This is a genomic window from Spirillospora sp. NPDC127506 (assembly GCF_040302145.1).
In the GTDB taxonomy this organism is placed as follows: Bacteria; Actinomycetota; Actinomycetes; order Streptosporangiales; family Streptosporangiaceae; genus Spirillospora.
In genome coordinates, this window is the sequence record NZ_JBEORG010000005.1 from 1 (window position 1) to 25165 (window position 25165).

The window sequence follows — 25165 nt, forward strand, 5'->3', positions numbered from 1 at the left end:
CGCTCGACTTGCATGTGTTAAGCACGCCGCCAGCGTTCGTCCTGAGCCAGGATCAAACTCTCCATTAAGGTCCAACGACCAACCAGAGGGCGAACCCCGGCCGGCCAAACCTCGAAGAAAATCCCAGCAAAAGCACAACCCCCATAGGAGGCTGCGCATTGCCTCAAAGAAATCCCCACCACCCCCGAACGAGGGCGGCCACGGGGCGACCCGACCCTGAAACAGAGTCGAGCCGAAAAGGCACTGGCTTTTAACACGCTGTTGAGTTCTCAAGAAACGGACACCCACCGCGCCGAACCCCGCTCCCGCAGGCCCCGGCTCCGGGGCAACCCTTCTAACTTACCTGGCCCACACCCGCTGTCAAGCCGATCAACGAAGATCGTTTCGACGGTCGGAAGCGTTCCAGGTCCCCCCGCGGCGACGACTCACCCCCAGGCACTGAACCTGGCGATGATCGATCCGTAGGAGATGCCCTGCGGGCCAGCCACCTCGCGGCGTCCTGCATCCCGTTCTGGGCTTCTTGACCATCATACACCAGCCCGAGCGCCGCTCGAACCGATTTACGAAGGTCCGCTCCCCCGGGCCGGCCGCCTCGTTCGGCGTCCCGCATCCCATCGGGGGCCGTCACCGAGAACCGGCCCCCGCACAGGGCCGGGCCGTTCCTGGTGGCTTCCCCGAGATCGGCCGCCCTGCGGCGTCCGCGTCTCCCGAGGCAGCAGAGACAGTAAGCGCGGCCCGTGGCACCGTCAAATCGCGGCACAGGCGGCGTACCCGCCGCATTGTCACTCGAGCACACCATCAACCCCGCTGACCTCGCCTTTCCCGTACTACGTGCATCGGGTCACAGTGGGGTAGCGTGCGCAGACGGCCCATCCGACGGCGTCCGCGCCGAGGGCGGGCAGTGGCTCCCGGCACGACACTCGCCCGAGGTCAGGAGGAACACCTCGTGAATGTGCCCGTCGCCATCCGCGCCTCCGCGGAGCGTCTCGTGGTCGCCGCGACGATGGGGCCCACCGTCCATGACGTGCACGCTTGGCGGTTCAAGGTCATTCCCGGCCTGGTCGAGTTGCACGCCGACCCGGACAGGTTCCGGACCATGCACGACCCCGTGGGACGGGGTCTGCACCTCGGCGGCGGCGCCGCGCTCGTGAACCTGCGGCTGGCCGCCGCGCAGCTCGGGTGCGCGGCGGTGGTCCGGCTGCTTCCCGATCCCGGACGCCCGTACGTCCTCGCTTCGGTGCGCCTGGCCGGGCGTCACAGGGTGACCCGCGAGGAGCGCCTCCTCTACGCCGCGACACTGAAGCCCTTCCCCGGCAATCGTCCGCCGTCGGGCCTGCGGCCCGCGCTTCCCGTGGTCAACGAACTGGGGGAAGCCGCCCGGCTGGAGGGAGCGGCGCTTCACCTGCTTCCCGATGACAAGGGCGGGGAGAGCCGGCGGGCCGTTCTCACGACTCGTGGCGACTCCCCCGCCGAGTGGCTCCGCGCGGGCCAGGCCCTCCAGCGGCTCCTGCTGAGCGGCACGGCTCGTGCCGTCTCCGTCTCGTTCATGTACGAGGCGGTCGACGTGCCGGGAGCCGAGGACGTGACGGAACCCGGGGAAGTACCGCAGGTGCTGCTCGAACTCACCCAGCGCGCGGACTCGGACCTACATGAGCCGCCGGTACGTCGAAAGGACGAAGGACAGCGGCACCGGCGTCGGGTCCGGTAGTGCCCGCAACCGCTCACGGAGCCGGTCGGCCGGGACGTGGTGCGCGCTCGGCCCCATCCCCACGAGCGTGGCCACCTCATCATGCGTCAGGACGGCCTCGGCCCCGACCTCCCGGCGTGCATCGAATTTGAAGTAGCCGGCGAGCGCGGCGTCCATCCGCTCGGTCTTCCGCGAGTCGATCGAGAGCAGCCCGAGCGGTTTGACGAGGCTGCCGAGATGCCGGGGCCCCGGGGTCACGGTGAACAGGAACCCGTCGTCGCGGAGCACCCGGTGGAACTCGGCCGCGTTTCTCGGTGCGAAGACGTTGACGACAGTGTCGGCGGCGCCGTCCCGGAGCGGAAGCGGGCGCCAGAGGTCGGCCACGACCGCGCCGGCCCGGGCGTGGGCCTTGGCGGCGCGGCGTGCGGCGTGCTTGGAGATGTCCAGCGCCAGGCCCACCGCGCCGGCCGACCGGTCGAGTATGCGGCTCAGATAGTGGCCGGTGCCCGCACCCGCGTCGACGACGAAGGACGGAGCGGCCTCGGAGACGCTCCGCGCCAGCGTGGCCGCCAGCGTGTCGAAATGGCCCGCTTTCAGGAAGTCGTCACGGGCGCGGACCATCTCCGGCGTGTCGGCCGTCCCAGGACGCGCGTTGCCCGGCAGGAGGTTCGCATATCCCTGCCGCGCGATGTCGAAGGCGTGCCCGCCCGGGCAGTGCAGTCCGCGGCCGGCCAGTTCGAGGTCCGCTCCGCACACGGGGCACACCAGGTAGGGAACGACATCGGCGAGCATCCGTCCATCATCGTCCATCCGGCGGCGGATCGGGCGTCACCACCCGCTCGTTCGCCCTCGCGCCGCCCGCCCGCGGCCCTCGCGGCTCCCGGAGGACGCGGCGGGCGTACCACCGGCCGGCGTCACGCCTCCGCGCGGCGGCGGACGTCCTCCATGTCGAGGCCGCGGACCTGCTCGATCACGTTCTCCAGCACCGGCTCGGGCACGGCGCCCGGCTCGGCGAAGACGATGAGGCCGTCCCGGATCGCCATCAGCGTGGGAATCGACCGGATGCCGAACCTCTCGGACAGCTCCGGCTCGGCGTCGGTGTCGACCTTCCCGAACACGATGTCCTCGTGCCTGCCCGCGGACTTCTCGAAGACCGGCGCGAAGCGCTTGCACGGACCGCACCACTCCGCCCAGAAGTCGACCAGCACGATGCCGTCGGCCTGAGCCACCTTGTCGAAGTTCTCAGCGGTCAGTGTGACCGTCGCCATGTCGGTTTCTCCTCAGTCGGGGTATCAGGTCGTAGAGCGGCTAACAGCCTCGCAGTATTCCCCGCCCGGGAATCACAGAGCGGTAATTAGCGTTGTCCCCTTAGGGAGATCGCACCGGAGAAGGGTCAGGATGGCTGCAACCCGTACTAAGGGCGACAGGGTCGACGTCACCGACAAGGATCTTGTCGGTGCGTACCTCGACCGGATCGGCCGCACCCCCCTGCTCGACGCGCAGGAGGAGGTCGATCTGGCCAAGGCGATCGAAGGGGGCCTGTACGCCGAGCAGCTCCTCGACGACGGGAGGGTGCCCGAGGGCGCGACCCGCGAGGAGTTGGAGGAGCTGGCCGCGGCGGGGCTGCGCGCGAAGCAGCGCTTCGTCGAGGCCAACCTGCGGCTCGTGGTCTCGATCGCCCGGAAATACCCGACCGACTCGTTGCCCCTCATCGACCTCATTCAGGAGGGGAACCTGGGGTTGATGCGCGCGGTGGAGAAGTTCGACTACCGCCGCGGCTTCAAGTTCTCCACATACGCGACCTGGTGGATCAGGCAGGCGATCGGGCGCGGGCTGAGCCACACGGCACGCACCATCCGGCTGCCGGTCCACGTGGAGGAGGAACTTTCGCGCCTGCGCCGCGCGGAACGCCAGCTGGGCCGCGAGCTCGGCAGGGAGCCGACCCGCGAGGAGCTGGCCGGGACGCTGGGCGCCGACGCCGAGCACATAGACGAGCTGCTGCGCTGGCGGCGGGATCCGGCGAGCCTGGACGCGACCGTCGACGACGCGGGCGAGACGCCGATGGGCGACCTCCTGGAGGACCCGGAGGCCGTCACGCCCGAGGCGGAGATCCTCGCGCTGGACGACATCGAGGGCCTCGCCCGCCTGCTCGACCGGCTGCCCGAGCGCGAGTCCGCCATCGTGCGCGCCCGGTTCGGGATGGACAGCGGGCAGCCGCTGTCGTACGCCCAGATCGGCGCCCGGTACGGCCTGAGCCACAACCGGGTGCGGCAGATCACCGACCGTTCGCTGCGGCGGCTGCGCCAGATGGCGAACGAGACGGATCTGAGCGGCCGCAGGACGCTGGCCGGCACCCCCGGCGGCGGCCGGGACCGGCAGCCCGCGGCCGCCGGAATACGCGCGGCCTGACCGGGCCTGCGCGGGCACAAGACCACATGACCGCACATCGGGCGGTCCCGGGGCATCGGGGCCGCCCGATTCGTGTGTCCGCCTCCGCCCGGCGCGTGCGGACGCCGCCGGACCGCCGCCGCGGCCGCCGAGACCGCCGCGGAGGACGGCCGCGGCGGGGCTCGCCGTCCCTCGCCGGGCGGGCGGTGCCATAGCCTTTTCCGTGTGAGTACATCCGCCGCCATCGGGGACCTCGACGCCTGGCGCGCCCTCCCCGCCTTCCAGCAGCCCGATTGGGACGATCCGGACGAGGTCCGGGCGGTCGCCGCCGAACTGGCGACGCAGCCGCCGCTCGTCTTCGCCGGCGAGTGCGACCAGCTGAAGTCGCAGCTCGCGGACGTCGCGCGCGGCGAGGCGTTCGTCCTGCAGGGCGGCGACTGCGCGGAGACGTTCGACGGGTCGACCGCCGACGCGGTGAAGAACAAGCTGAAGACGCTGCTGCAGATGGCGGTCGTGCTCACCTACGCCGCCAGCGTGCCGGTCGTGAAGATCGGCCGGATGGCGGGCCAGTTCGCCAAGCCGCGGTCCAAGCCGGTGGAGGTGCGCGGCGGCGTGGAGCTGCCCGCCTACCGGGGCGACGCCGTGAACGGGTTCGCGTTCGACGCCGCGTCCCGCCGCAACGACCCGCGCCGGCTGCTGAAGGCCTACCACTGCTCGGCCGTGACGCTGAACCTGTGCCGGGCGTTCACCAAGGGCGGCTACGCCGACCTGCGCCAGGTGCACGCCTGGAACCGCGACTTCGTCCAGCAGAGCCCGGCGGGGCGCCGCTACGAGCAGCTCGCGGCCGAGATCGACCGGGCGCTGACGTTCATGAAGGCGTGCGGGGTGAACCCCGACGAGTTCCACGGGGTGGAGTTCTACTCCAGCCACGAGGCGCTGCTGCTGGAGTACGAGCGGGCGCTGACCCGCATCGACCACCTCAGCGGCCTGCCCTACGACGTCTCCGCGCACTTCCTGTGGATCGGCGAGCGCACCCGGCAGCTGGACGGGGCGCACGTCGAGTTCCTGCGGCACATCCGCAACCCGATCGGGGTGAAGCTCGGCCCGGCGACGTCCGCGGACGACGCGCTGGCGCTGATCGACCGGCTGAACCCCGACGGGGAGCCCGGCCGGCTCACCTTCATCACCCGGATGGGCGCGGGCAGGATCCGGGACGCGCTGCCGCCGCTGATCGAGAAGGTGCGCCAGAGCGGCGCGCCGGTCGCGTGGATCTGCGACCCGATGCACGGGAACACGTTCGAGGCGCCCAGCGGCCACAAGACCCGGCGGCTCGACGACGTCCTGGACGAGGTGGCGGGCTTCTTCGAGGTGCACCGGGCGCTCGGCACCCACCCGGGCGGCATCCACATCGAGTTCACCGGCGACGACGTCACCGAGTGCGTCGGCGGCGGGCAGGGGCTCGCGGAGGCCGATCTGCACCAGCGCTACGAGACGGCGTGCGACCCGCGGCTCAACCGGGGCCAGTCGCTGGACCTGGCGTTCATGGTGGCCGAGCTGTACCGCAAATCGGTCTGACCGTCCCGAAGGTCCGAGAGCGCGTCCGCCGACCGGTGAAACCGGTGGCGGGCGCGCTCCCGTGCGGGACCATGCGCGGCGGCACGTTCCAAAACGGGACGCCGCGTCAGGTGATCCGTCTCAGATGTCGACCTCGGCCCACACGACCTTGCCGCCGGTCACCGGGTCGGCGCCCCAGGAGTTCGCGAACCGGTCGACGATGAACAGGCCGCGGTGGGACTCGTCCAGCGGGCCGGGCACGGTCAGCCGGGGCAGCTGCGCGGCGCGGTCGCGGACCTCGACGCGGACGCGGCCGGAATCGCGCAGCAGCCGCAGTTCGAGCGCGGTGCCCGCGTGCCGCACGGCGTTGGCGACGAGCTCGGCCACGATCGCGGTGACGAGCTCCTCGCGGTCCATCAGCGCCCAGGTGCGCATGGTCCGGGCGGCGAGGCGACGCGCGTACTCGACCGCCTCGGTCTGCGGCGCCGCCCGCAGTGTGGTCTCGGTCATCGGGTCGGTCACTCCGCCCGCTCGCCGTTTCTCATCGGGTTCCCTCACCGCCCATCGGCAGGTGCCTCCTCCGCCGGGCCCTCGATCAGGAAGCGGTCGAGCCCGGTGGTGCGCAGCACGTTCTCGACCCGGCCGTAGGCGCCGGTGACGGTTAGCGTCGCGTTCTGCGCGCGCGCGTGCTTGTACGCCCGGACGAGGACGTTCAGCCCGGAGGAGTCACAGAAATCGACCGCCGCGAGGTCGACGACGACCGCCCGCTCGCCCGCGTCCACGAGCTCGGTCAGCCGAGTGCGCAGCTCTTCGGAGGAGTGCAGGTCGATGGAGCCGCGCGCGGCGATCGTCGCGCGGCCGTCCTGTCGTGTCGTGTGCAAGGCAAGCCCCACGCCACCCCACCTTACCGATTGTTGGTCTCCATCATGACGCCCGTAGAACGATGAGGGCAATGTCGTCGTTGGACGGCTCGGGCCCGAAGTCGCGGACCGCCCGCTGGATCCGCGCGGCGACGGCGCCCGCGCTCAGCCCCTTGCAGTCGGCGAGGAGGCGTTCGAGGCCGTCCCCGTCGCCGAGGAGCCGCGTCCCGGCCCGCCGCTCGGTGACGCCGTCGGTCACGCAGAGCAGGACCTCGCCTCGGCGCAGGTCGACCGTGTCGGTGTGGAACTCCACGCCGTCGAACACGCCGAGCAGCGGCTGCGCCGAGGCCGCCTCGCGCACGTTGCCGTCGGGGTCGAGGACGAGCGGGAGCGGGTGCCCGGCGCTGGTCAGCCGGATCCGGACGCCGTCGCGGCGGCGGGCGGCGATCTCGCCGTGCAGCAGGGTGAGCAGCCGGCCCCGCTCGCCCTCGCCGAGGATGAGCCGGTTGAGCCGGGCCAGCACGTCCGGGACGGACATGTCCTCGGCGGCGAGGATGCGCAGCGCGTGCCGGGCGAGCCCGGTCACCGCGGCGGCCTCCGGGCCGGTGCCGCACACGTCGCCGATGGCGAACCGCCAGCGGGACGCCGAGGCGGGGCCGCCGGGCCGCGGGCCGCTCTCGAAGACGTCGTAGAAGTCGCCGCCGACCTCGCTGCCCTCCCCGGCCGGCTCGTACACCACCGCGACCTCCAGGCCGGGGATCTCGGGGATGCCGGGCGGCAGGAGGCTGCGCTGCAGCGCGCTGCTCATGGCGGTCTGCGCGGAGAACAGGCGGGCGTTGTCGACGGCGAGGGCGGCGCGGCGGCTGAGCTCCTCGGCCAGCTCGATCGCGCTGCGCGGGAAGCGGTCGCCGGGCGGGCGGCCGATGACGATGGTGCCGATGCGGCGGCCGCGGGCGATCAGCGGGAAGGCGTAGACCTGGTCGGCGGCGGTGTCGCCGGCGGCGGCGCGGACCTCCTCGGGGGCGGTGGCGAGCCCGTTCCAGGGGCCGGGGCCGTCCATCGGCGGGGCGGCGCCCGCGTGCTCCAGCAGCTCGCGGAGCCCGTCGGAGCGGTTCTCGTCGGCGTGCCACACGTAGGCGAGCCGGTCGGGTTCGGCCTCGCTGACGGTGTAGACGGCGCACCAGGTGGCCAGGCGCGGGACGACGAGCTGGGCGACCAGCGCCATCGTGCGCTCCTGGTCGAGGGTGCCGGCGAGCAGGTCGCTGGCCTCGGCGACGAAGCTGAGCCAGCCGCGCCAGGACCGTTCCAGCTCGCCCACCCTGGCCTTCTCCAGGGAGAGCGACATCTCGTCGGCGAGCCGCCCGAGCCGGGCGCCGTCGGCCTCGTCGAAGCGGCCCGGCACGGAGGAGACGGCCACGACGACGCCGGTGAGGCGCCCCTGGGACTCCAGCGGCGCCGCGGCCAGGGACCGGGCCTGCAGGGCCGTGGCGGTCGGGTCGGCCTCGGCGGCGACCCAGGGCGAGCCGGCGCGGGCGGCGGGGCCGAGACCGGCCACCGACAGCTCGCCGAGCGGCATCTCGGCGGCGGTGCCGGCCGACGAGCCCATGATCATGCGGCCGTCGCGCTCGGTGAGCAGGACGGCGGCGCCCTCCGCGCCGAGGGTCTCGCGGACGGTGGCGACGCCGTCCTCCATGGCCTCCACGGCGGCCGGGGAGCGCAGCAGCCGGTCCCCGGCGACGGGGACGTCGCCCGCGTCGGCGCCGAGGGCGCCTTCGCGGCCCTGCGCGCGGCCGGCGTCGCGGGGCTGGTCGCCCCGGTCGCGGGCGGCGCGCTCCCGGGCGGTGCGCTCCGCCGGGTCCCGCCCGGCGGAGCCCGCGGCGTCGGGCAGGTCGGCGCCGACGTCCCGTCCGGGGGCGTCCGCGGGGTCGGCGCCGGCGGCCGCGCCGGGCCGGGGCAGCCGGAACCAGACGCCCTTGGTGCGGCGGTCGTAGGAGACGCCCCAGGACGCGGCGAGCCGGGCGATGGACGGGAGCCCGCGGCCGCTGGAGGCGGTGACGCCCGGCATCTCGATGCCCCGGGTGGGGTGCCGGTCGCGGACCTCGATCTTGATGTCGCCGTCCTCCAGCCGGCAGGAGACCTCGAAGGACGTCCCGGCGTAGGCGATCGCGTTGGTGGCCAGTTCGCTGGTGGCCAGTACGGCGTCGTCCGCGGCCTCGTCCATGCCCCAGTCGGCCAGCACCTTCCGGACGAACCGGCGCGCGTCCGCCACCGACGCGGCGGCGGACGGGAAGGTCGCCGAGGCCGTCTGCCGATCCAACCGTCATCCCTTGTTCGAAGTCACTACCCGGTCCGGTCATCGTGACAGACCGGCCGGCCGCGCGGCCACGAGAGCCGTGAACCGGGCCCCGCGGTGCGTCCGGCCTCGGTGAACGCGACCCCCGTCACGACACGACAGACCGTAACACGAAGACTACGAGCGCGGATGCACGGTCATCGACGTCTGGCCACGGCCGTCTCCGCGAAAGGGGCCGGCCCCCGCACGGCGACGTAGAGTACTGGTGCGGCCGCATGTGGGCCCAAGAGCCGGAAATAGGGCCCGGGGAAGGAGTCCGTGGCATCCGGACGTTCGACGATCGCGGGCCAGGAGGATGAAGAGAATGCCGCGTACCGCGTCACGTGCCCGCCCCGGCGGGTACCGCGACACCACCCCGCGCTACAGCGACGCCGATCTCGCGCCGCTGCTGAAGGCGCTCGCCGCCGTGCGGGACGGCAGGGCGAAGGAGGAGCTCGACGTGCCGGGCGAGGGCGCCGTGGCGGAGGCCGCGGCGATCCTGGAGGAGATCCGGCTGAACGGGGAGGAGCTGTCCGCGGGGCTGAGCCGCGTCCGGCGGGAGATCGGCCGGGAGGGCAAGCTGCGCGGGCGGCTGACGCCGAGCAGGCTGCGGGGGACGTGGGCGACGGCGGCCGAGGACGCCAACGCGATCATCGACAAGCTCACCGACCTGGCCACCGGGATGCACCAGGTGGTCGAGGCGGTGGCCGCCGGGGACCTGAGCCGGCGGGTGGAGCTGCGGGTGCGCGGCAGGCCCATGCGCGGCGAGCTGCTGCGGATGGCCAAGTCGGTCAACGGCATGGTGGAGCTGCTCGACCAGTTCACCTGGGAGGTCACCCAGTTCGCCCGCGAGGTCGGCACCGAGGGCCGGCTCGGCGGGCAGGCGCCGGCGCGCGGCATGACCGGCCGCTGGCGGGACGTGACGGCGTCGGTGAACGTGATGGCGTCGCGGCTGACGTCGCAGGTCCGCGACATCGCGGAGGTCACCACGGCGGTGGTGAAGGGCGACCTGACCCGCAAGGTGACGGTCGAGGCGAGCGGTGAGCTGCAGGAGCTGAAGCTCACCGTGAACACGATGGTCGACCAGCTGTCGGCGTTCGCGGACGAGGTCACCCGCGTCGCCCGCGAGGTCGGCACCGAGGGCCAGCTCGGCGGGCAGGCCCACGTGCGCGGCGTCAGCGGCGTCTGGAAGGACCTGACCGACAACGTCAACGCGATGGCGAACAACCTGACCAACCAGGTCCGCAACATCGCGCAGGTCACCACCGCCGTCGCGGACGGCGACCTCGGCAAGAAGATCACCGTCGACGCGCAGGGCGAGATCCTGCAGCTCAAGAACACCCTGAACACGATGGTCGACACGCTGTCGGCGTTCGCGGACGAGGTCACCCGCGTCGCCCGCGAGGTGGGCACCGAGGGGCGCCTGGGCGGCCAGGCGCGGGTCCCGGGCGTGAGCGGCGTCTGGAAGGACCTCACCAACAACGTCAACGGCATGGCGTCCAACCTGACCTACCAGGTCCGCAACATCGCGCAGGTCACCACCGCCGTCGCCGAGGGCGACCTGGGCAAGAAGATCACGGTCGACGCGCAGGGCGAGATCCTGGAGCTGAAGGACACCGTGAACGGGATGGTCGACACGCTGTCGGCGTTCGCGTCCGAGGTGACCCGCGTGGCCCGCGAGGTCGGCACCGAGGGCCGCCTCGGCGGGCAGGCGGTCGTGCCCGGCGCGGGCGGGGTGTGGCTCGACCTGACCGACAACGTCAACGCGATGGCGAACAACCTGACCAACCAGGTGCGCGGGATCGCGCAGGTGACGACGGCGGTGGCGCAGGGCGACCTGACCCGCAAGATCGAGGTGGACGCGCGCGGCGAGATCCTGGAGCTGAAGACGACGCTGAACACGATGGTCGACACGCTGTCGTCGTTCGCGTCCGAGGTCAGCCGCGTCGCCCGCGAGGTCGGCACCGAGGGCCGTCTCGGCGGCCAGGCGATCGTGCCCGGCGCCGGCGGCATGTGGAAGGACCTGACCGACAACGTCAACGGCATGGCGTCCAACCTGACCTACCAGGTCCGCAACATCTCCCAGGTCGCGACCGCCGTCGCGCACGGCGACCTGACGCGGCGCATCGACGTCGACGCGCAGGGCGAGATCCTGGAGCTGAAGACGACGCTGAACACGATGGTCGACACGCTGTCGTCGTTCGCGTCCGAGGTGACCCGCGTCGCCCGCGAGGTCGGCAGCGAGGGGCGCCTCGGCGGCCAGGCCGAGGTCGAGGGCGTGTCCGGCACCTGGAAGCGGCTGACCGAGAGCGTCAACGAGCTGGCCGGCAACCTCACCACCCAGGTCCGCGCGATCGGCGAGGTCGCGAGCGCGGTCGCCAGCGGCGACCTGACCCGGACGATCACCGTGGAGGCGCGCGGCGAGGTCGCCGAGCTGTCCGACAACGTCAACCTGATGGTCGCGACGCTGCGCGAGACGACCCGCGCCACCGAGGAGCAGGACTGGCTCAAGACCAACCTGGCGCGGATCGGCGGGCTCATGCAGGGCCACCGCGACCTGCTGCAGGTCGCCGAGCTGATCATGCGGGAGCTGACCCCGACGGCGAGCGCCCAGTACGGCGCGTTCTACCTCGCCGAGAAGGCCGGCGACGAACTGGAGCTGGTGCTGATCGCCGGGTACGGGACGCGGCGCGACAGGACCGGGTCGGTCCGGTTCGCGCTGGGCGAGGGCCTGGTCGGGCAGGCCGCGCAGGAGCGCCGGCCGCTGCTGATCGCGGACGCGCCCGCCGACTACGTCAAGATCGGGTCGGGGCTGGGCGAGGCGTCCCCGGTCAACATCATCGTGCTGCCGATCGTGTTCGAGGACGAGGTGCTCGGCGCGATCGAGCTGGCCTCGTTCGGCCGGTTCACCGACGTCCACCTGGCGTTCTTCAGCCAGCTGATCGAGACGATCGGGGTCACGCTGAACGCGATCCGCGCGAACGCGCGGACCGAGGCGCTGCTCAGCGAGTCGCAGCGGCTCGCGCAGCAACTGCAGGAGCGGTCGGACGAGCTGCAGCGCCAGCAGGGCGAGCTGCGGCACTCCAACACCGAGCTGGAGGAGAAGGCGGCGCTGCTGGCCCAGCAGAACCGCGCGATCGAGATCCAGAACTTCCAGATCGAGCAGGCCCGGCGGACGCTGGAGGAGCGCGCCGAGCAGCTGGCGATCTCCTCCCGGTACAAGTCGGAGTTCCTCGCGAACATGTCGCACGAGCTGCGCACCCCGCTGAACAGCCTGCTGGTGCTGGCCAAGCTGCTGTCGGAGAACCAGGACGGCAACCTCACCGACAAGCAGGTGGAGTTCGCGCGGACGATCCACGAGTCCGGCACCGACCTGCTGGAGCTGATCAACGACATCCTGGACCTGGCGAAGGTCGAGGCGGGGAAGATGGAGGCGCACCCGCAGCGGCTGTCGGTCGCGGGGCTGGTCGACTACGTGGACGCGACGTTCCGCCCGCTGTCGGTCGACAAGGGCCTGCAGTTCGGTGTGGAGGTCGCGCCGGACGTCCCCGCCACCCTCAACACCGACGAGCAGCGGCTGCAGCAGGTGCTGCGGAACCTGCTGTCGAACGCGGTGAAGTTCACCGCCGAGGGCGAGGTGCGGCTGCTGATCGAGCGGGCCGGCGACATCGACTTCACGCTGCCCGCGCTGTGGAACACCCCGGACGTGATCGCGTTCCGGGTGATCGACACGGGGATCGGGGTCAGCGCCGACAAGCTGCAGGAGATCTTCGAGCCGTTCCAGCAGGCCGACGGGACCACGAGCCGCCGCTACGGCGGCACCGGGCTCGGCCTGTCGATCAGCCGGAACATCGCGCGGCTGCTCGGCGGGGAGATCCACGCGGAGAGCCAGCCGGGCCGCGGCAGCGTGTTCACGCTCTACCTGCCCGCCCAGTACAGCGAGCGCGAGGACCGGCGGCGCCCGGCGGCGCCGGAGGAGCCGGCCGCCCCGCCGGAGGGCGCGCGGGCCGGGGGCGGCGAGCGGGGCGACGACCGTCTCGCGCGCCGGGCGTCCGCCCCCGCCGCGGACGCCGGCCTGCCGGTGGAGCAGCGCCCGCCGGCGACGGAGCCCGAGCCGGCGCTGAACGGGCTGCTGGAGGAGCCGCCGGCCGACCTCCTCGACACCGTCCTGTCGGGGCGCAAGGTGCTGATCGTCGACGACGACGTCCGGAACGTCTTCGCGCTCACCAGCGTCCTCGAGGGCTACGGGATGGAGGTCCTCTACGCCGAGGACGGGCAGGCCGGGATCGACGTGCTGCACCGCAACCCGGACGTCGCGGTCGTGCTGATGGACGTCATGATGCCGGGGCTCGACGGTTACGCCACCACGGCCGCCATCAGGGAGATGCCGCAGTTCGCCGACTTGCCGATCATCGTCATCACGGCCAAGGTGATGAAGGGCGACCGGGAGAAGAGCCTCGACTCCGGCGCGTCGGACTATGTGCCGAAGCCCGTGGACGTGGACCATCTTCTTGACGTCATGCGGAACTGGCTGCAACCCTCCATCGTCCGCTGAGGAGAGGAGAGGCCCGGGCAGTAGGGTCGCCGTGGGCGGCGCTCGGCCGGCGGTGGCGGGGACCGGAATCGGAGAGGCGCGCGTGGACGACAAGGCGAAGATCCTGCTCGTGGACGACCGCGAGGAGAACCTGATCGCGCTGGAGGCCATCCTCAGCTCGCTCGATCAGGACCTCGTCCGCGCGCGGTCCGGTGAGGACGCGCTGAAGGCGCTGCTGACCGACGAGTACGCGGTCATCCTGCTGGACGTCGTCATGCCGGGCATGGACGGGTTCGAGACGGCCCGCGACATCAAGCGCCGCAAGAAGACCCGCGACCTGCCGATCATCTTCCTCACGGCGGTGAACAGCGACCCCGACTACGCGTTCCGCGGCTACGCCGCGGGCGCGGTCGACTTCATCTCCAAGCCGTTCGACCCGTGGGTGCTGCGCGCCAAGGTGTCGGTGTTCGTGGAGCTGCACAACAAGAACAAGCAGCTCCGCGACCAGACGGTCCTGCTGCGCGAGCAGGCCGCCCTGCTGCGCGAGCAGCAGACGCTCCTCAGCGAGCGCCCCGGCCCCGGCGCGCTCGACCGGGCCCGCTCCCGGCTGACGGCGGTGGAGGAGCAGGCCGAGGCGGTGGGCAAGCACCTCCCGCCCGCCCGCCGCGACGACTACGAGGAACTGGTCCGCCGCCTCGCCGGCCTGCGCGAGGCGCTGGACGGCGGCGACGAGGCCCGGTCCGCCTAGACCGGCCCGCCTGAACCGCCGGCGCGATAGCGCCGGCGGGTCCGCGCGTCAGGAGGACGCTTCGAGCCGCCCGCGCGCGGCGGCGATGCGGGTGAGGGTGCGCTCGCGGCCGAGGATCTCCAGCGATTCGAACAGCGGCAGGCCGACGGTGCGGCCGGTGACGGCGACGCGGACGGGCGCCTGGGCCTTGCCGAGCTTGAGGCCGTGCTCGGCGCCGACGCGCTCCAGCCGGTCCTTCAGCTCGGCGGCGTTCCAGGGGGCGTCCTGGTAGGCGGCCTCGGCCGCGGCGAGGATCGCGGCGGCCGGCTCCTTCATCGCCTTGTTCCAGGACTGCTCGTCGGACGGCGGCTCGTCCAGGAAGGCGAAGTCGATCATCTGGACGATCTCCGACAGCACCGCGACGCGGGTCTGCGCGAGCGGCGCCAGTTCGGCGAACACGGCGACGTCAACGTCGAAGGGGGCCTGCTCCAGGAACGGCAGGCATTCGGCGATGAACTTCTCGACGGGCAGCGCCCGGATGTACTCGCCGTTGATGGCGCGGAGCTTCTTGATGTCGAAGAACGCCGGCGAGGTGTTGACGTCCTCGATGCGGAACTCCTCGACGATCACGTCCCAGGGGACGATCTCCCGGTTGCCGGACGGGGCCCAGCCGAGCAGCATCAGGTAGTTGCGCATGGCCTCGGCGAGGTAGCCCTCGGCGCGGTAGTCCTCCAGGGCGACCTTGTCGCGGCGCTTGGACAGCTTCTGCCGCTTCTCGTTGACGATGACGGGCACGTGCGCCCACACGGGCGGCTCGGCGCCCAGCGCCTCCCACAGCAGCTGCTGCTTGGGCGCGTTGGACAGGTGCTCCTCGCCGCGCACCACGTGGGTGATGCCCTGGCTCATGTCGTCGACCGCGTTGGCGAGCAGGAAGGTGACCGAGCCGTCGGCGCGGGCGATGACGAAGTCCTCCAGGACGGCGTTCTCGAACACGGGCTTGCCGCGCAGCAGGTCGACGACGGTGGTCTGGCCCTCGTCGGGGGTGCGGAAGCGCAGGGCGCGCCCGGGGCCGGGCTCCAGGCCGCGGTCGCGGCAGAAGCCGTCGTAGCCCTTGTGCTGGTCGCCGGTGCGGGCGACGACGGCCTCGCGGCTGCAGTCGCAGTAGTAGGCGCGCCCCGCGTCCTTCAGGCGCCGGACGGCGTCGGCGTGCTTGTCGGCGTTGGCGGACTGGAAGTAGGGGCCCTCGTACTGCTCGCCGTCCATGCCGAGCCAGGCGAGGGCGCGGATGATGCCCTCGGTCCATTCGGGGCTGTTGCGGGAGGCGTCGGTGTCCTCGATGCGCAGCACCAGCGTCCCGCCCGACTGGGTGGCCATCACCCAGTTGAACAGCGCCGAGCGGGCGCCGCCGACATGGAACATGCCGGTAGGTGACGGGGCGAAGCGGACGCGGATCGAAGAACTCGAAGACATGCCTCAAGGGTAGGGCGCGCGGGCCCCCGCTCGCGCCGGGACCCGCGCGCCGCGGCGTGATCCGGACGCCCGGCTCAGGGCTTCCAGCCCGGGTCGCGGCCGGCCAGGCCGAGCACGCGGTCGAGCAGCGGCGCGTCCTCCGGCACGGGGACCTCGGGCCCGAACGCGCCGTACTGCCGGCTGACCTCGGCCGTGGGGACGATCTGCTCCCAGGCGGCCTGGACGACCTCGGGCGGGAAGCCGGGCTCGCGGCCGGTCGCGACGGCGAGGTCCCAGCCGTGCACGACGCATTCGCCGAAGACGATCCCGGCGATGAACGCGGCGGGCATGCCCTCCTTGTTGCCGGTGAGGCTGGCGTTGCCCTCCCAGGCGGCCGGGTCCTGCCACGCCTCGGCGGTCTTGCGGGCCTGCTCCCCGAACCGCTCGGCCCAGTGCGGCTCGGCGGTGAAGTCGTGGTCCTCCCCCGGCCCGGTCGTCGGGGCCTTGAGCGCGGCCGACCCGCCCCGCCCGTTCCAAAGGATCAGATGGTTCACCAGGCCCCGCACGTCCCATTCGGGGCACGGGGTGGGCGCGTCCATCCTCGCCTCGGGGATCTCCAGGACGATCCGCGCCGCGGCCTCCGCGGCGGGAAGCATCTGGCTCCGGATATCCATGATCTTTTCCTCGCTCATCTGTTCGAACATGCGGCCACGCTAGAACGGGTCCGCGGCACCGGTCTTGAAGAAACGCGACACCGCTAGCCTGGGCCGGTGGAACGATCCCTACCCGATGGGACGCGGGGCATCCTGCGGGCGCGGACGGCCCTGCGGCGCTTCCGGCTGGACAGGATCGCGCCGGGGCCGGCGGTCGCGCCGTTCGTGGAGAACTTCTGGGTGCTGCGGTGGGACCTGCGGGGCCGGCCGCCGCACCGGCAGCGGGTGCTCACGCGGCCGTCCGTCCACATGACGTTCACCAGCTACCTCACCGGCGGGCGGACGCGGGCGCGGATCGCGGGCGTCGTACGGGACGACTTCGTCGAGGAGATCTACGACGAGGGCCGCGTCGTGGGGGCCGCCTTCCGGCCGGGCGGGTTCCGGCCGTTCATGGACGCTCCCGCCGCCGCGCTCACCGGCCGGTTCGCAGCCGTGGAGGAGGTGTTCGGCGCCGCCGGCACGGCGCTCGCCGAGGAGGTCTTCGCGGCGGCCGGCGCCGAGGAGGCGGTCGGGCGGCTGGAGGCGTTCCTCGCCGGGGCGGCGCCCGAGCCCGATCCGTCCGCCGAGCGGGCCGCCGCGATCGTCGCGCGGATCGCGGCGCGGCCGGGCCTCGTGCGGGTGGGCGAGCTGGCCGCCGACGTCGGGCTCGGGCAGCGCAGCCTGCAGCGCCTGTTCCACGAGTACGTCGGGATCGGCCCGAAATGGGTGATCCGGCGGTTCCGGATGCAGGAGGCCGCCGAGCGGGCGGCCTCCGGCGACGGGGTCGACTGGGCGGCGCTGGCCGCCGACCTCGGCTACGCCGACCAGGCGCACTTCACCCGCGACTTCACCGCGGCGGTCGGGACGTCCCCCGCGAAGTACGCCCGCGAGGCCGGCCCTGGCACCATCGAGGCATGACCGCCCCCCGCGATCCCCGCCACGACCCGCTCGACGAGCCGCTCGACCAGCCGCTCGACCAGCCGCTCGACGACCTGGACGCCTTCCGCGCGCTGGCGGCCCGCCGGCTCGCCTCGTTCGAGCACACGACCGTCCCGGACGCGCCCGGCCTGCACCGCGCCGGGGTCGTGCTGTGCGCGGTGGAGCACGGCGGCGCCCCGTCGGTGATCCTGATCAGGCGCGCCTACCGGGGGCGGAACGCGGGCCAGTGGGGGCTGCCGGGCGGGCGGCTGGAGGACGGCGAGACGCCCGAGGAGGCGGCGCTGCGCGAGCTGCACGAGGAGATCGGCCTGGCCGCCGGCCCCGCGGACGTGCTCGGCCGGCTCGACGACTTCCCCGCCGCCTCGGGCTTCGCGATCACGCCGGTCGTGGCGGTGCTGGACGATCCCGGGCCGCTCGCGCCGAACCCGGACGAGGTCCACTCGGTGCACCACACCAGCCTGCGGAAGCTGGCCGACGACGGCACCCCGCACTGGGTCCCGCAGCCGGGCGGCGGCAGCCTCCTGCAGATGCGGCTCGGCCCGGACTGGAGCGTCCACGCCCCGACCGGCGCGATGCTGTGGCAGTTCCGGGAGGTGGTCCTGCTCGGGCGGGACGCCAGGGTCGCCGGCTTCCTCCAGCCCGACTGGACGCGCCACTGACGTCAGAACGTCCCGCCGTCGACGACGACGCGCTGCCCGGTGACGTAGGACGCGCCGTCGGAGACCAGGAACCGGACCACATCGGCGACCTCCTCGGGCGAGCACACGTGCCCGTACGGGGACGCGGCGTCCTGCTGCCGGATGTCCTCGACGCCGGCCGTGGCGCGCACGAGCCGGCGGCCCATGTCGGTGTCGACGAGGCCGGGGGCGACCACGTTGACGTGCATGCCGTTGCCGCGCTCCTCCTTGGCGAGGACCTGCGCGAGCGCCTCCATGGCCGCCTTGCCCATCGCGTAGGGGCCGCCGAACGCCGGCATGAGGTCGGTGATCACGCTGGACACGAACACGACGTCGCTGCGCTCGGCGCGGCGCAGCAGCGGCAGCAGCGCCTGGCTGACGTGGTGCGGGCCGAACGCGTGCACCCGCATGACGCGCTCCAGCTCCGCGGGGTCGGTGTCGGCGACGCCGTTGCCGCGGCTGGCGATTCCGGCGCTGTGCACGAGGATGTCCAGGGCGCCCAGTTCGTCCTCCACCCGCGCCGCCAGCGCCCGGCACTCGTCCACGCTGTCGACCGAGGCGCGGAACGCGCGGCCCTCCACGCCGGCGGCCTCGATGCCGGCGACGGTCTTGCGGGCGGCCTCCTCGTCCCGCCGGTAGGCGATGCCCACCCGCGCCCCGTCGGCGGCCAGGGCGAGCGCGACGGCGCGGCCGATCCCGCGGCTGCCTCCGGTGACCAGGGCGGTGCGTCCGGCGAGAGGGCTCATGGGCACTCCTTCATCAGGGGTCGCTTACGACGGTCCCATCCTGCACGTTCGCGGCCGTCCGCGGTAACCCGGCCCGGGCGCCGCCCTAGCCCGCCGGCTCGGCCTCGATGACGTGGTAGGCCGCGGGCGGCAGCGGGCCGGTGAACGAGACGCCGGTGAATCCGGCCGCGTCCAGCAGATCCCGGAAGCCGGCCTCGGTGCGCTCGCGCCCGCCCGTCGAGACGAGCATGTTCAGGTCGTTGCGGACGATGCCCGCGGCCTCCGGGGCGACCGTCTCCGGCATCACCTGCTCCAGGATCAGCAGGCGGGCTCCCGGGCGCATCGCCGCGCGGACGTTCCGCAGGATGGCGGCGGCCTTCGCGTCGCTCCAGTCGTGCAGGACGCTCTTGAGGACGTAGGCGTCCGCGCCCCCGGGCACGGCGTCGAAGAAGTCACCCGGGACGATCTCGACCCGGTCGGCGACGTCGCCGAGGACGCCGGAGGCGGCGGCGAGGCCGGCGGGCAGGTCGAACAGCAGGCCGCGCGGGCCCCGGTTCGCGCGCAGAATCGCGGCGAGCAGCGTGCCGTCGCCGCCGCCGAGGTCCGCGACCGTTCCGTAGCGGGAGAAGTCGTGGGCCTGGATGATCCCGGGCGCGACCGCGCGGGTGTGCTCGGCCATCGCCTCGTTGAACGTCTCCGACAGCTCCGGGTCGGACTCGAAGTACTCGAACGACGTCCTCCCGGTGACGCGTTTCCACGCGCACTCCCCCGTGCGCAGCGTCTCGGCCATGTCGCCCCAGGTCCGCCATACCTCCGGGCCGCAGAACAGCCGGACCAGCGCCCGGATCGAGTCGGGCGCGTCCGCGCGGAGCCGCTGCCCCTCGGCGGTCAGCGCGAACAGGTCCCGCTCCTTCTGCTCCACGGCGCCCAGGGTGACGAGGCCGCGCAGCAGCCGGTGGAGGGACGGCGCGTGCGTACCGGTCGCGTCCGCCAGTTCCTCACTCGACCGCGGCCCGCCGGCCAGGGCGTCGGCCAGCCCGATCTCGGCGGCCACGTAGATCATCTGCGCCGGCATGTATCCGAACGCCAGGTCCATCAGCGGTGATCTCGACATCGTCGGCTCCCCTCTCCGTCGTTCCCGACGCTAGGGAGCCCCGCCGTCCGGGGTATTGGACGAATGGAACCTTCCCCCGAACCCTCGTCGGCGAGGGCGGGTCAGCGGGTCAGGGTGCGCAGCCACGCCGCGGCGGTGTCGAGGTGCTCGTCGGTGAGGCCGGTCAGCGGGTCGATCTCCACGAGGAGGTGCTCGGCGACGTCCGGTTCCGCGGCGATGCACTCGGTGGCGTCGGGCTCGTCCTCGAACCACACGAACGGGCGGCTCTCCGCCCACGCGGCCACGTGCCGGGCCTTCCAGGCGCCGAGGGTGCGGCCCTCCTCGATGCCGGGGAACTGCGGGATGGGGACGAACGGCAGTTCCGGGAGCCCGACCCTGGGAGCGATCCATTCGTTGGCGTGCTCGCACCAGTAGCTCGCCCAGGCCAGTTCGGCCCCGGTGGACTCGGCGAGTTCGAGCAGGGCCGGGCCGTGCGCGGCGTTGAGCCACAGCTGGAAGGTCCTGCCGTCCGGCGAGCACCGGTGCCGCCGGAAACCCCGGTGGGGCCTGACGAAGGGATTGAGAACCCCGTCCACGTCCAGAAGAACCACCGGCGACCCCATACACCGGACCGTACGTCATCAAAGGCGCGCCGTCGAAGGTCATTTCTCGGCGTCGGAGTCTTACCGGGCGTCCGGCCGGGCATCCTCCGGTCATGTGCCGACTGTTCGGTATGACGACCGGCGGGCCGCGCGTCCGCGCGACGTTCTGGCTGGTGGACGCGCCGGTCAGCCTGAGCCGGCAGAGCCGCCGCATGCCGGACGGGACGGGCCTCGGCTGGTTCTCGCTGGGCGAGGAGCCCGTCCGCGACCGCGCGCCCATCGCCGCGTTCCGGGACGCCGACTTCAACGCCGAGGCGCGGCACGTCGTGTCGCACACCTACGTCTGCCACGTCCGCTACGCCTCCACGGGCAGGATCGACGTGCACAACTCGCACCCGTTCGTCATGGACGACCGGCTGTTCGCCCACAACGGCGTGGTGCGCGGCCTCGACGTCCTCGACTCGTGGCTCACCGACGTGGACCGGGCGCTGGTCCAGGGGCAGACCGACTCCGAGCTCGTCTTCGCCTACATCACGGCGGAGATCCGGCGCCAGGGCGACACGACGTCGGGGCTGGTCGCGGCCGTCCGGCGCATCGCCGCCGAGCTGCCGGTCTTCGCCCTCAACCTCCTGCTGGCCGAGTCCGGCCGGCTGTGGGCGCTGCGCTACCCGGAGACCCACGAGCTGTGGGTGAACCGGTCCGAGCTGGGCGAGCCCGGCGACACCCGCGACCTGGCGGCCGAACGCGAGCCCGGCCACGTGAAGGTCGTCTCGCACCGGGAGCCGTGCTGCGCGCATGTGGTGGCCAGCGAACGCATGGACGCCGACCCCGGCTGGCGGCTCCTCGCGCCCGGCGAGCTGCTCGTCGTGGACGGCTCGGACGCGTCCTCGCAGTTCCCCTTCGACGCGCCGGCGCACCCGCTGGCGCACGCCGACCTCTCCGCCGCGGAGTCCACCTCCCAGACGTGATCGACTTCGGCGTCCGGGACGTAGGGTGGACGACCGGAAACCCTGGAGGAGCCCGGATGACGCACGAACTCACGCTGATGGCCGTCCACGCCCACCCGGACGACGAGGTCCTCGGAACCGGCGGGCTGCTCGCCCGCAGCGCCGCCGAGGGCGTCCGGACGGTGCTGGTCACCTGCACCAACGGCGAGCAGGGCGACGACTCCGGCGGCGTGAAGCCCGGCGAGCCCGGGCACGACGCGGAGGAGGTCGCGCGGCGCCGCCTCGCCGAACTGCGGGAGTCGGCCCGCCTGCTGGACATCGCCCATCTGGAGCTGCTCGGCTACCGCGACTCCGGCATGGACGGCTGGCCGACGAACAGCGACCCGCGCGCGTTCCCGAACATCCCCCTCGACGAGTCCGCCGGGCGGCTGGCCGAGCTGATGGAGCGCTACCGCCCGCAGGTCGTCGTCACCTACGACGAGAACGGCGGCTACGGCCATCCCGACCACATCCAGGCGCACCGCGTCGCGCTGGCCGCCGCCGAGAAGAGCGGCGTCCCCGACAAGCTCTACTACACGGCCATCCCCCGTTCCGGCATCAAGCAGATGTTCGAGACGGCGCGCGACGCCGGCGTCGACATCGACTTCGACCCGCCGGACGACTTCGGCACCCCGGACGAGCTGATCACCAGCATGGTGGACGTCTCCGCGCACGTGGACGCCAAGCGCAAGGCCCTGGAGGCGCACGCCAGCCAGGGCGAGAACATCTTCCTGCTGCGGATGCCGGAGGAGATGCAGCGCGCGGCGTTCTCGTTCGAGTCGTTCGTCCGGCACTTCTGCCGCGTCGACGCCCCCGCCAAGGAGGACGACCTGTTCGCGGGCCTCAGGTGACGCGCCGCCGCGCCCAGCCGCCGGTCGTGCTCGGCGGGCCTCCGGCCTCCCGATGACGGCGGCTCAGCCGGTGCGGATCGCCGCCGGGTCGATGGTCCAGTGGTTGGTCCGCAGGGACTTGCCGGCGAAGACGACGTCCTTCTCCCCGACGAGGGTGAAGCCGAGCGAGCGGCAGATCCCGTTGGACGGCGCGTTCGTCGTCGCCGGGAACGCGTGGACGGCGCCCCAGCGGCCGTCGTCGCCCGCCGCTTCGAGGAGCGTCCGGACGGCGTGTTCGGCGACGCCGCGGCCCTGCCATTCGGGCAGCACCATCCAGCCGATCTCGGAGATGGGTTCGCCGTCCATCTCGTGGGTCCAGAGGGACACCGTCCCGGCGACCGCCGCGGGGTCGCCGGCGGGCACGATCATCTTGATCCAGGCCGTGCCGGCCGCGGCGGCGGCGACGTCGCGGCCGACCTTGGCCGCCATGCCCTCGCGCGGCAGCGGTCCGCCGAGCTCGGCCATCATGACCGGGTCGCAGCGCATCCTGATGTAGGCGCCGACGTCGCCCGGCCGGACATCGCGCAGGTGCAGCCCCGGGTCCATGGTGTTCCATCATCGCAAACGATCGCCGCCGCGGGCGCCGCGTCGTTCAGGGCCGGTAGGTGCCGAAGTACCAGTCGTTGCCGTCCGGGTCGCGGGCCGCGTAGTCGCGGGAGCCGTAGTCCTGGTCGGTGAGCGGCCGGAAGATCTCGGCGCCGGCGGCCTTCGCGCGGTCGTGGTGGGCGTCGGGGTCGTCGACGGCGACGTAGACCGCCGCCGCGGGGACGTCCGCGCTGCCCAGCATGATGAGCCCGGTGTCGAAGCGCATCTCGGCGTGGACGATCTTCCCGGTGTCGTCCTTGTGCGCCGCGACCTCGGTGAAGCCGAACGCCCTCTCCAGCCACGCCATCGTCCGCGCCGGGTCGGCGGACCTGATCAGCGGGTAGAAGGTCCGGCGGATCTCACTCGTCATGTCGTCCTCCCTGCTAGTCGGGGCGGCGGGGTCTGACATGCCCAGTGTGCGGCGGGCCGATCCCCCCGTCTTGGACGAATGGCACCTCAGCGGCGCGCGGCGTCGCGTTCGGCGGCGAGGCGGCGGGTCTCCGGCGAGACCGGGGCGCCGAGGATCGCGGCGACGACGTCGATCAGGTAGCTGGTGAACAGGCGGTCGTCGGTGCGCGGCCCGGAGCGGGCGCGCCGCGCCAGCTCGATCGAGGCGTACAGGATGGCGGTGAAGCGGCGGTGCAGGCGCGCCGCGTCCTCTTCGAGGAGGGGCTCGACCAGGTTCCGCCAGCGGCACAGGCTGTCGCGCGGATCGTCCAGCACGGCGAGGGGGACGATCGGGTCCGGCCGGTTCACCACGTCCGCCCAGATCTGCAGGTAGGCGCGGCCCGACGCGTCGGCCAGCCGGGCGGCCATGGGGCGGACGAGGGCGGCGGCGAGGGGCCGGACGCCCTGCTCGCCGTCCTCGTAGGCGTCGAGCAGGGCGTGCCGGCGGGCCTCCACGTCGGGGGCGTGCCGCGCGAAGATCGCGCGGAGGATCCCGGCGCGGCCCCCGAAGTGGTACTGGACGGCGGTGGCGTTGCGGGCGCCGGCCTCCTGGAGGATCTCCCGGAGGCTGACGGCGTCCACGCCGCGCGCGGCGTAGAGGGCCTCGGCGGCGTCCAGCAGGCGTTCGCGCGTGTCACTCATCGCCGATCGCGAGCTCCAGCGCCTCGGCGAACCGCTCGCGGGCAGCCTCCCGGAGGGTGGGCAGGTGGTGGGACGGCCACAGCCCGCCGGCGGGTTCGACGTCGCGGAGCAGCTGCCGGGCCAGGGTGATCTTGTGGACCTCGGTGGGGCCGTCGGCGATGCCGAGCGCCTCGGCGGCGAGCAGCATGGCCGCGAACGGCATCTCGTTCGACACGCCGAGGGCGCCGTGCAGGTGCATCGCGCGCTGCACGACGTCGTGGTAGACCTTCGGCATCGCGGCCTTCACGGCGGCGATGTCCTTGCGGACCTTCTTGTAGTCCCGGTGCTTGTCGATCAGCCAGGCGGTGCGCAGGACCAGCAGCCGGAACTGCTCGATCTCGATCCAGCTGTCGGCGATCTTCTCGCGGGTCATCTGCATCTTGGCGAGCGGCCCGAACCGGGTCTCCCGGGAGACCGCGCGCTCCAGCATCATGTCGAACGCCCTGTGGACCTGCGCGATCGTCCGCATGGCGTGGTGGATGCGGCCGCCGCCGAGGCGGGTCTGCGCGATGGCGAACGCGCCGCCCTCCTCGCCGAGGAGGTTCTCGGCCGGGACGCGGACGTTCTCGTAGCGCAGGTAGCCGTGCGAGCCCTCCCGCTCGCCGCCGACGCCGACGTTGCGGACGGTGGTCAGTCCTGGCGCGTCGGCCGGCACGATGAACATCGACATGCCCTGGTACGCCGACACGTCGGGGTTCGTCACGGCCATCACGATGAGGAACGTCGCGTGGCGCGCGTTGGAGGAGAACCACTTCTCGCCGTTGATGACCCAGCCGTCCCCGTCCCGGACGGCGCGCGTGGTGAACAGCGTGGGGTCCGCTCCGCCGTGCGGCTCGGTCATCGAATAGGACGAGGAGATCTCGCCGTCCAGCAGCGGCCGCAGGTAGCGCTCCTTCTGCTCGGGCGTGCCGAAGTGGGCGAGGATCTCCGCGTTCCCGGAGTCGGGCGCCTGGCAGCCGAACACCGACGGCGCCCACCGGGAGCGCCCGATGATCTCGTTCAGCAGGGCCAGCTTCACCTGGCCGTATCCCTGCCCGCCGAGCTCGGGGCCGAGGTGGCACGCCCACAGCCCCTTCTCGCGCACCCGGTCCTGCAGGGGGCGGACGAGCCGCTTGTAGCGGGGGTCGCTCTTGTCGTACGGGCTGCCGAGCACCAGGTCGAGCGGCTCGACCTCGTCCCGGACGAAGGCGTCCGCCCAGTCGAGGAGTTCCTGGTAGTCGGGGTCGGTCTCGAAGTCCCAAGCCATGGCGAGCCTCCTGCGTCGTTTCCCCGATAATCGACCTATCTGAGTATGTAATGCAAGTGCATGACTGTTAC

23 protein-coding genes and 1 rRNA gene are annotated in these 25165 nt (G+C 72.7%); 9 read left to right on the forward strand and 15 right to left on the reverse strand.

Translation table 11 applies throughout. The features are described 5' to 3' along the window. A 16S ribosomal RNA gene (locus ABTW95_RS07180) occupies window positions 1–68 on the reverse strand; the annotation flags it as partial. 878 nt (window positions 69–946) lie between these two features. Here ABTW95_RS07180 and ABTW95_RS07185 point away from each other — a divergent pair. Then, entirely contained in the window at window positions 947–1708 is a 762-nt protein-coding gene (locus ABTW95_RS07185; RefSeq protein ID WP_500225462.1) for a hypothetical protein, read from the forward strand. Here the strand turns inward: ABTW95_RS07185 and ABTW95_RS07190 are convergent. Together ABTW95_RS07190 and trxA are read right to left on the reverse strand one after the other, a co-directional pair. Then, a complete protein-coding gene (locus tag ABTW95_RS07190; protein WP_500225464.1) occupies window positions 1646–2497 on the reverse strand; it encodes a putative RNA methyltransferase in 852 nt (283 codons plus the stop codon). The two genes, ABTW95_RS07185 and ABTW95_RS07190, sit on opposite strands and share 63 nt — an antisense overlap. Before the next feature lie 104 nt (window positions 2498–2601). Continuing rightward, window positions 2602–2955: a thioredoxin gene (gene trxA / locus ABTW95_RS07195; RefSeq protein WP_396447926.1), complete on the reverse strand. Its 354-nt coding sequence runs from the start codon at window positions 2953–2955 to the stop codon at window positions 2602–2604. Window positions 2956–3085: 130 nt separating this feature from the next. Here trxA and ABTW95_RS07200 point away from each other — a divergent pair, with 130 nt between their 5' ends. Then, a complete protein-coding gene (locus ABTW95_RS07200; RefSeq protein ID WP_396447925.1) occupies window positions 3086–4096 on the forward strand; it encodes a sigma-70 family RNA polymerase sigma factor in 1011 nt (336 codons plus the stop codon). A gap of 204 nt (window positions 4097–4300) precedes the next feature. Then, complete coding sequence (locus ABTW95_RS07205; protein WP_396447924.1) at window positions 4301–5650, forward strand: class II 3-deoxy-7-phosphoheptulonate synthase; 1350 nt, start codon at window positions 4301–4303, stop codon at window positions 5648–5650. A gap of 120 nt (window positions 5651–5770) precedes the next feature. Here ABTW95_RS07205 and ABTW95_RS07210 read toward each other — a convergent pair whose 3' ends face one another. From ABTW95_RS07210 to ABTW95_RS07220, 3 genes are read right to left on the reverse strand one after another with little or no spacing between them, the layout of a single operon-like run. Beyond that, entirely contained in the window at window positions 5771–6139 is a 369-nt protein-coding gene (locus ABTW95_RS07210; protein WP_396447923.1) for an ATP-binding protein, read from the reverse strand. Window positions 6140–6183: 44 nt separating this feature from the next. Further along, window positions 6184–6522: an STAS domain-containing protein gene (locus ABTW95_RS07215; RefSeq protein WP_371955004.1), complete on the reverse strand. Its 339-nt coding sequence runs from the start codon at window positions 6520–6522 to the stop codon at window positions 6184–6186. A gap of 31 nt (window positions 6523–6553) precedes the next feature. Beyond that, a complete protein-coding gene (locus tag ABTW95_RS07220) occupies window positions 6554–8806 on the reverse strand; it encodes a SpoIIE family protein phosphatase (RefSeq protein WP_500225470.1) in 2253 nt (750 codons plus the stop codon). A gap of 340 nt (window positions 8807–9146) precedes the next feature. Here ABTW95_RS07220 and ABTW95_RS07225 point away from each other — a divergent pair, with 340 nt between their 5' ends. After that, entirely contained in the window at window positions 9147–13376 is a 4230-nt protein-coding gene (locus ABTW95_RS07225) for a hybrid sensor histidine kinase/response regulator (RefSeq protein WP_500225472.1), read from the forward strand. Between the two features lie 82 nt (window positions 13377–13458). After that, window positions 13459–14103, forward strand: a complete 645-nt coding sequence (locus ABTW95_RS07230; RefSeq protein ID WP_396447920.1) for a response regulator — start codon at window positions 13459–13461, stop codon at window positions 14101–14103. A 48-nt stretch (window positions 14104–14151) separates the two neighbouring features. Here ABTW95_RS07230 and gltX read toward each other — a convergent pair whose 3' ends face one another. Continuing rightward, window positions 14152–15552 (reverse strand): glutamate--tRNA ligase, encoded by a 1401-nt coding sequence (gene gltX, locus ABTW95_RS07235; protein ID WP_500225475.1) that lies wholly within the window; start codon window positions 15550–15552, stop codon window positions 14152–14154. Window positions 15553–15626: 74 nt separating this feature from the next. Then, on the reverse strand, window positions 15627–16235 hold the full coding sequence (locus ABTW95_RS07240) for a TIGR03086 family metal-binding protein (RefSeq protein ID WP_500225476.1): 609 nt from the start codon (window positions 16233–16235) through the stop codon (window positions 15627–15629). 66 nt (window positions 16236–16301) lie between these two features. Between ABTW95_RS07240 and ABTW95_RS07245 the strand changes: the two genes are divergently transcribed. After that, a complete protein-coding gene (locus tag ABTW95_RS07245; protein ID WP_500225477.1) occupies window positions 16302–17141 on the forward strand; it encodes a helix-turn-helix domain-containing protein in 840 nt (279 codons plus the stop codon). Next, window positions 17138–17821: an NUDIX hydrolase gene (locus tag ABTW95_RS07250; RefSeq protein WP_500225479.1), complete on the forward strand. Its 684-nt coding sequence runs from the start codon at window positions 17138–17140 to the stop codon at window positions 17819–17821. Before ABTW95_RS07245 ends, ABTW95_RS07250 begins: the two co-directional genes overlap by 4 nt. Window positions 17822–17823: 2 nt before the next feature. Here the strand turns inward: ABTW95_RS07250 and ABTW95_RS07255 are convergent, their stop codons facing one another. The 3 genes from ABTW95_RS07255 to ABTW95_RS07265 form a co-directional block, all read right to left on the reverse strand. Continuing rightward, window positions 17824–18585, reverse strand: coding sequence for an SDR family NAD(P)-dependent oxidoreductase (locus ABTW95_RS07255; protein ID WP_396447914.1), 762 nt, complete (start codon window positions 18583–18585; stop codon window positions 17824–17826). Window positions 18586–18670: 85 nt separating this feature from the next. Further along, window positions 18671–19678 carry a methyltransferase gene (locus ABTW95_RS07260; RefSeq protein ID WP_500225480.1) on the reverse strand — a complete coding sequence of 336 codons (1008 nt, stop codon included), beginning with the start codon at window positions 19676–19678 and terminating at the stop codon, window positions 18671–18673. 101 nt (window positions 19679–19779) lie between these two features. After that, on the reverse strand, window positions 19780–20280 hold the full coding sequence (locus ABTW95_RS07265) for an HAD domain-containing protein (protein WP_396447911.1): 501 nt from the start codon (window positions 20278–20280) through the stop codon (window positions 19780–19782). Window positions 20281–20372: 92 nt separating this feature from the next. On the opposite strand from ABTW95_RS07265, the gene ABTW95_RS07270 reads away from it, so the two are divergent. Together ABTW95_RS07270 and ABTW95_RS07275 are read left to right on the forward strand one after the other, a co-directional pair. Then, window positions 20373–21227 (forward strand): class II glutamine amidotransferase, encoded by an 855-nt coding sequence (locus ABTW95_RS07270; protein WP_500225482.1) that lies wholly within the window; start codon window positions 20373–20375, stop codon window positions 21225–21227. A gap of 56 nt (window positions 21228–21283) precedes the next feature. Further along, a complete protein-coding gene (locus ABTW95_RS07275) occupies window positions 21284–22096 on the forward strand; it encodes a PIG-L family deacetylase (RefSeq protein WP_500225483.1) in 813 nt (270 codons plus the stop codon). Window positions 22097–22159: 63 nt separating this feature from the next. Here ABTW95_RS07275 and ABTW95_RS07280 read toward each other — a convergent pair whose 3' ends face one another. The 4 genes from ABTW95_RS07280 to ABTW95_RS07295 all read right to left on the reverse strand — a co-directional run bounded on the left by ABTW95_RS07280 (window position 22160) and on the right by ABTW95_RS07295 (window position 25094). Then, window positions 22160–22681: a GNAT family N-acetyltransferase gene (locus tag ABTW95_RS07280; RefSeq protein ID WP_500225485.1), complete on the reverse strand. Its 522-nt coding sequence runs from the start codon at window positions 22679–22681 to the stop codon at window positions 22160–22162. A 46-nt stretch (window positions 22682–22727) separates the two neighbouring features. Then, the gene (locus ABTW95_RS07285) at window positions 22728–23090 is read right to left on the reverse strand and encodes a VOC family protein (protein ID WP_396447906.1); all 363 of its coding nucleotides are present in this window, start codon (window positions 23088–23090) and stop codon (window positions 22728–22730) included. 86 nt (window positions 23091–23176) lie between these two features. Further along, on the reverse strand, window positions 23177–23809 hold the full coding sequence (locus ABTW95_RS07290) for a TetR/AcrR family transcriptional regulator (protein WP_396447905.1): 633 nt from the start codon (window positions 23807–23809) through the stop codon (window positions 23177–23179). After that, the gene (locus ABTW95_RS07295; RefSeq protein WP_500225486.1) at window positions 23802–25094 is read right to left on the reverse strand and encodes an acyl-CoA dehydrogenase family protein; all 1293 of its coding nucleotides are present in this window, start codon (window positions 25092–25094) and stop codon (window positions 23802–23804) included. The genes ABTW95_RS07290 and ABTW95_RS07295 overlap by 8 nt, the downstream gene beginning before the upstream one ends. Window positions 25095–25165: the final 71 nt, after the last annotated feature.

What these genes read in the sequence shown, in the direction of transcription:
- ABTW95_RS07190 (WP_500225464.1), bottom strand. Translation starts at nt 2,497, where the DNA reads ATGGACGATGATGGACGGATGCTCGCCGATGTCGTTCCCTACCTGGTG.
- trxA (WP_396447926.1), bottom strand. Translation starts at nt 2,955, where the DNA reads ATGGCGACGGTCACACTGACCGCTGAGAACTTCGACAAGGTGGCTCAG.
- ABTW95_RS07200 (WP_396447925.1), top strand. Translation starts at nt 3,086, where the DNA reads ATGGCTGCAACCCGTACTAAGGGCGACAGGGTCGACGTCACCGACAAG.
- ABTW95_RS07210 (WP_396447923.1), bottom strand. Translation starts at nt 6,139, where the DNA reads ATGACCGAGACCACACTGCGGGCGGCGCCGCAGACCGAGGCGGTCGAG.
- ABTW95_RS07225 (WP_500225472.1), top strand. Translation starts at nt 9,147, where the DNA reads ATGCCGCGTACCGCGTCACGTGCCCGCCCCGGCGGGTACCGCGACACC.
- gltX (WP_500225475.1), bottom strand. Translation starts at nt 15,552, where the DNA reads ATGTCTTCGAGTTCTTCGATCCGCGTCCGCTTCGCCCCGTCACCTACC.
- ABTW95_RS07240 (WP_500225476.1), bottom strand. Translation starts at nt 16,235, where the DNA reads ATGTTCGAACAGATGAGCGAGGAAAAGATCATGGATATCCGGAGCCAG.
- ABTW95_RS07250 (WP_500225479.1), top strand. Translation starts at nt 17,138, where the DNA reads ATGACCGCCCCCCGCGATCCCCGCCACGACCCGCTCGACGAGCCGCTC.
- ABTW95_RS07255 (WP_396447914.1), bottom strand. Translation starts at nt 18,585, where the DNA reads ATGAGCCCTCTCGCCGGACGCACCGCCCTGGTCACCGGAGGCAGCCGC.
- ABTW95_RS07260 (WP_500225480.1), bottom strand. Translation starts at nt 19,678, where the DNA reads ATGTCGAGATCACCGCTGATGGACCTGGCGTTCGGATACATGCCGGCG.
- ABTW95_RS07265 (WP_396447911.1), bottom strand. Translation starts at nt 20,280, where the DNA reads ATGGGGTCGCCGGTGGTTCTTCTGGACGTGGACGGGGTTCTCAATCCC.
- ABTW95_RS07270 (WP_500225482.1), top strand. Translation starts at nt 20,373, where the DNA reads ATGTGCCGACTGTTCGGTATGACGACCGGCGGGCCGCGCGTCCGCGCG.
- ABTW95_RS07275 (WP_500225483.1), top strand. Translation starts at nt 21,284, where the DNA reads ATGACGCACGAACTCACGCTGATGGCCGTCCACGCCCACCCGGACGAC.
- ABTW95_RS07280 (WP_500225485.1), bottom strand. Translation starts at nt 22,681, where the DNA reads ATGGACCCGGGGCTGCACCTGCGCGATGTCCGGCCGGGCGACGTCGGC.
- ABTW95_RS07285 (WP_396447906.1), bottom strand. Translation starts at nt 23,090, where the DNA reads ATGACGAGTGAGATCCGCCGGACCTTCTACCCGCTGATCAGGTCCGCC.
- ABTW95_RS07290 (WP_396447905.1), bottom strand. Translation starts at nt 23,809, where the DNA reads ATGAGTGACACGCGCGAACGCCTGCTGGACGCCGCCGAGGCCCTCTAC.
- ABTW95_RS07295 (WP_500225486.1), bottom strand. Translation starts at nt 25,094, where the DNA reads ATGGCTTGGGACTTCGAGACCGACCCCGACTACCAGGAACTCCTCGAC.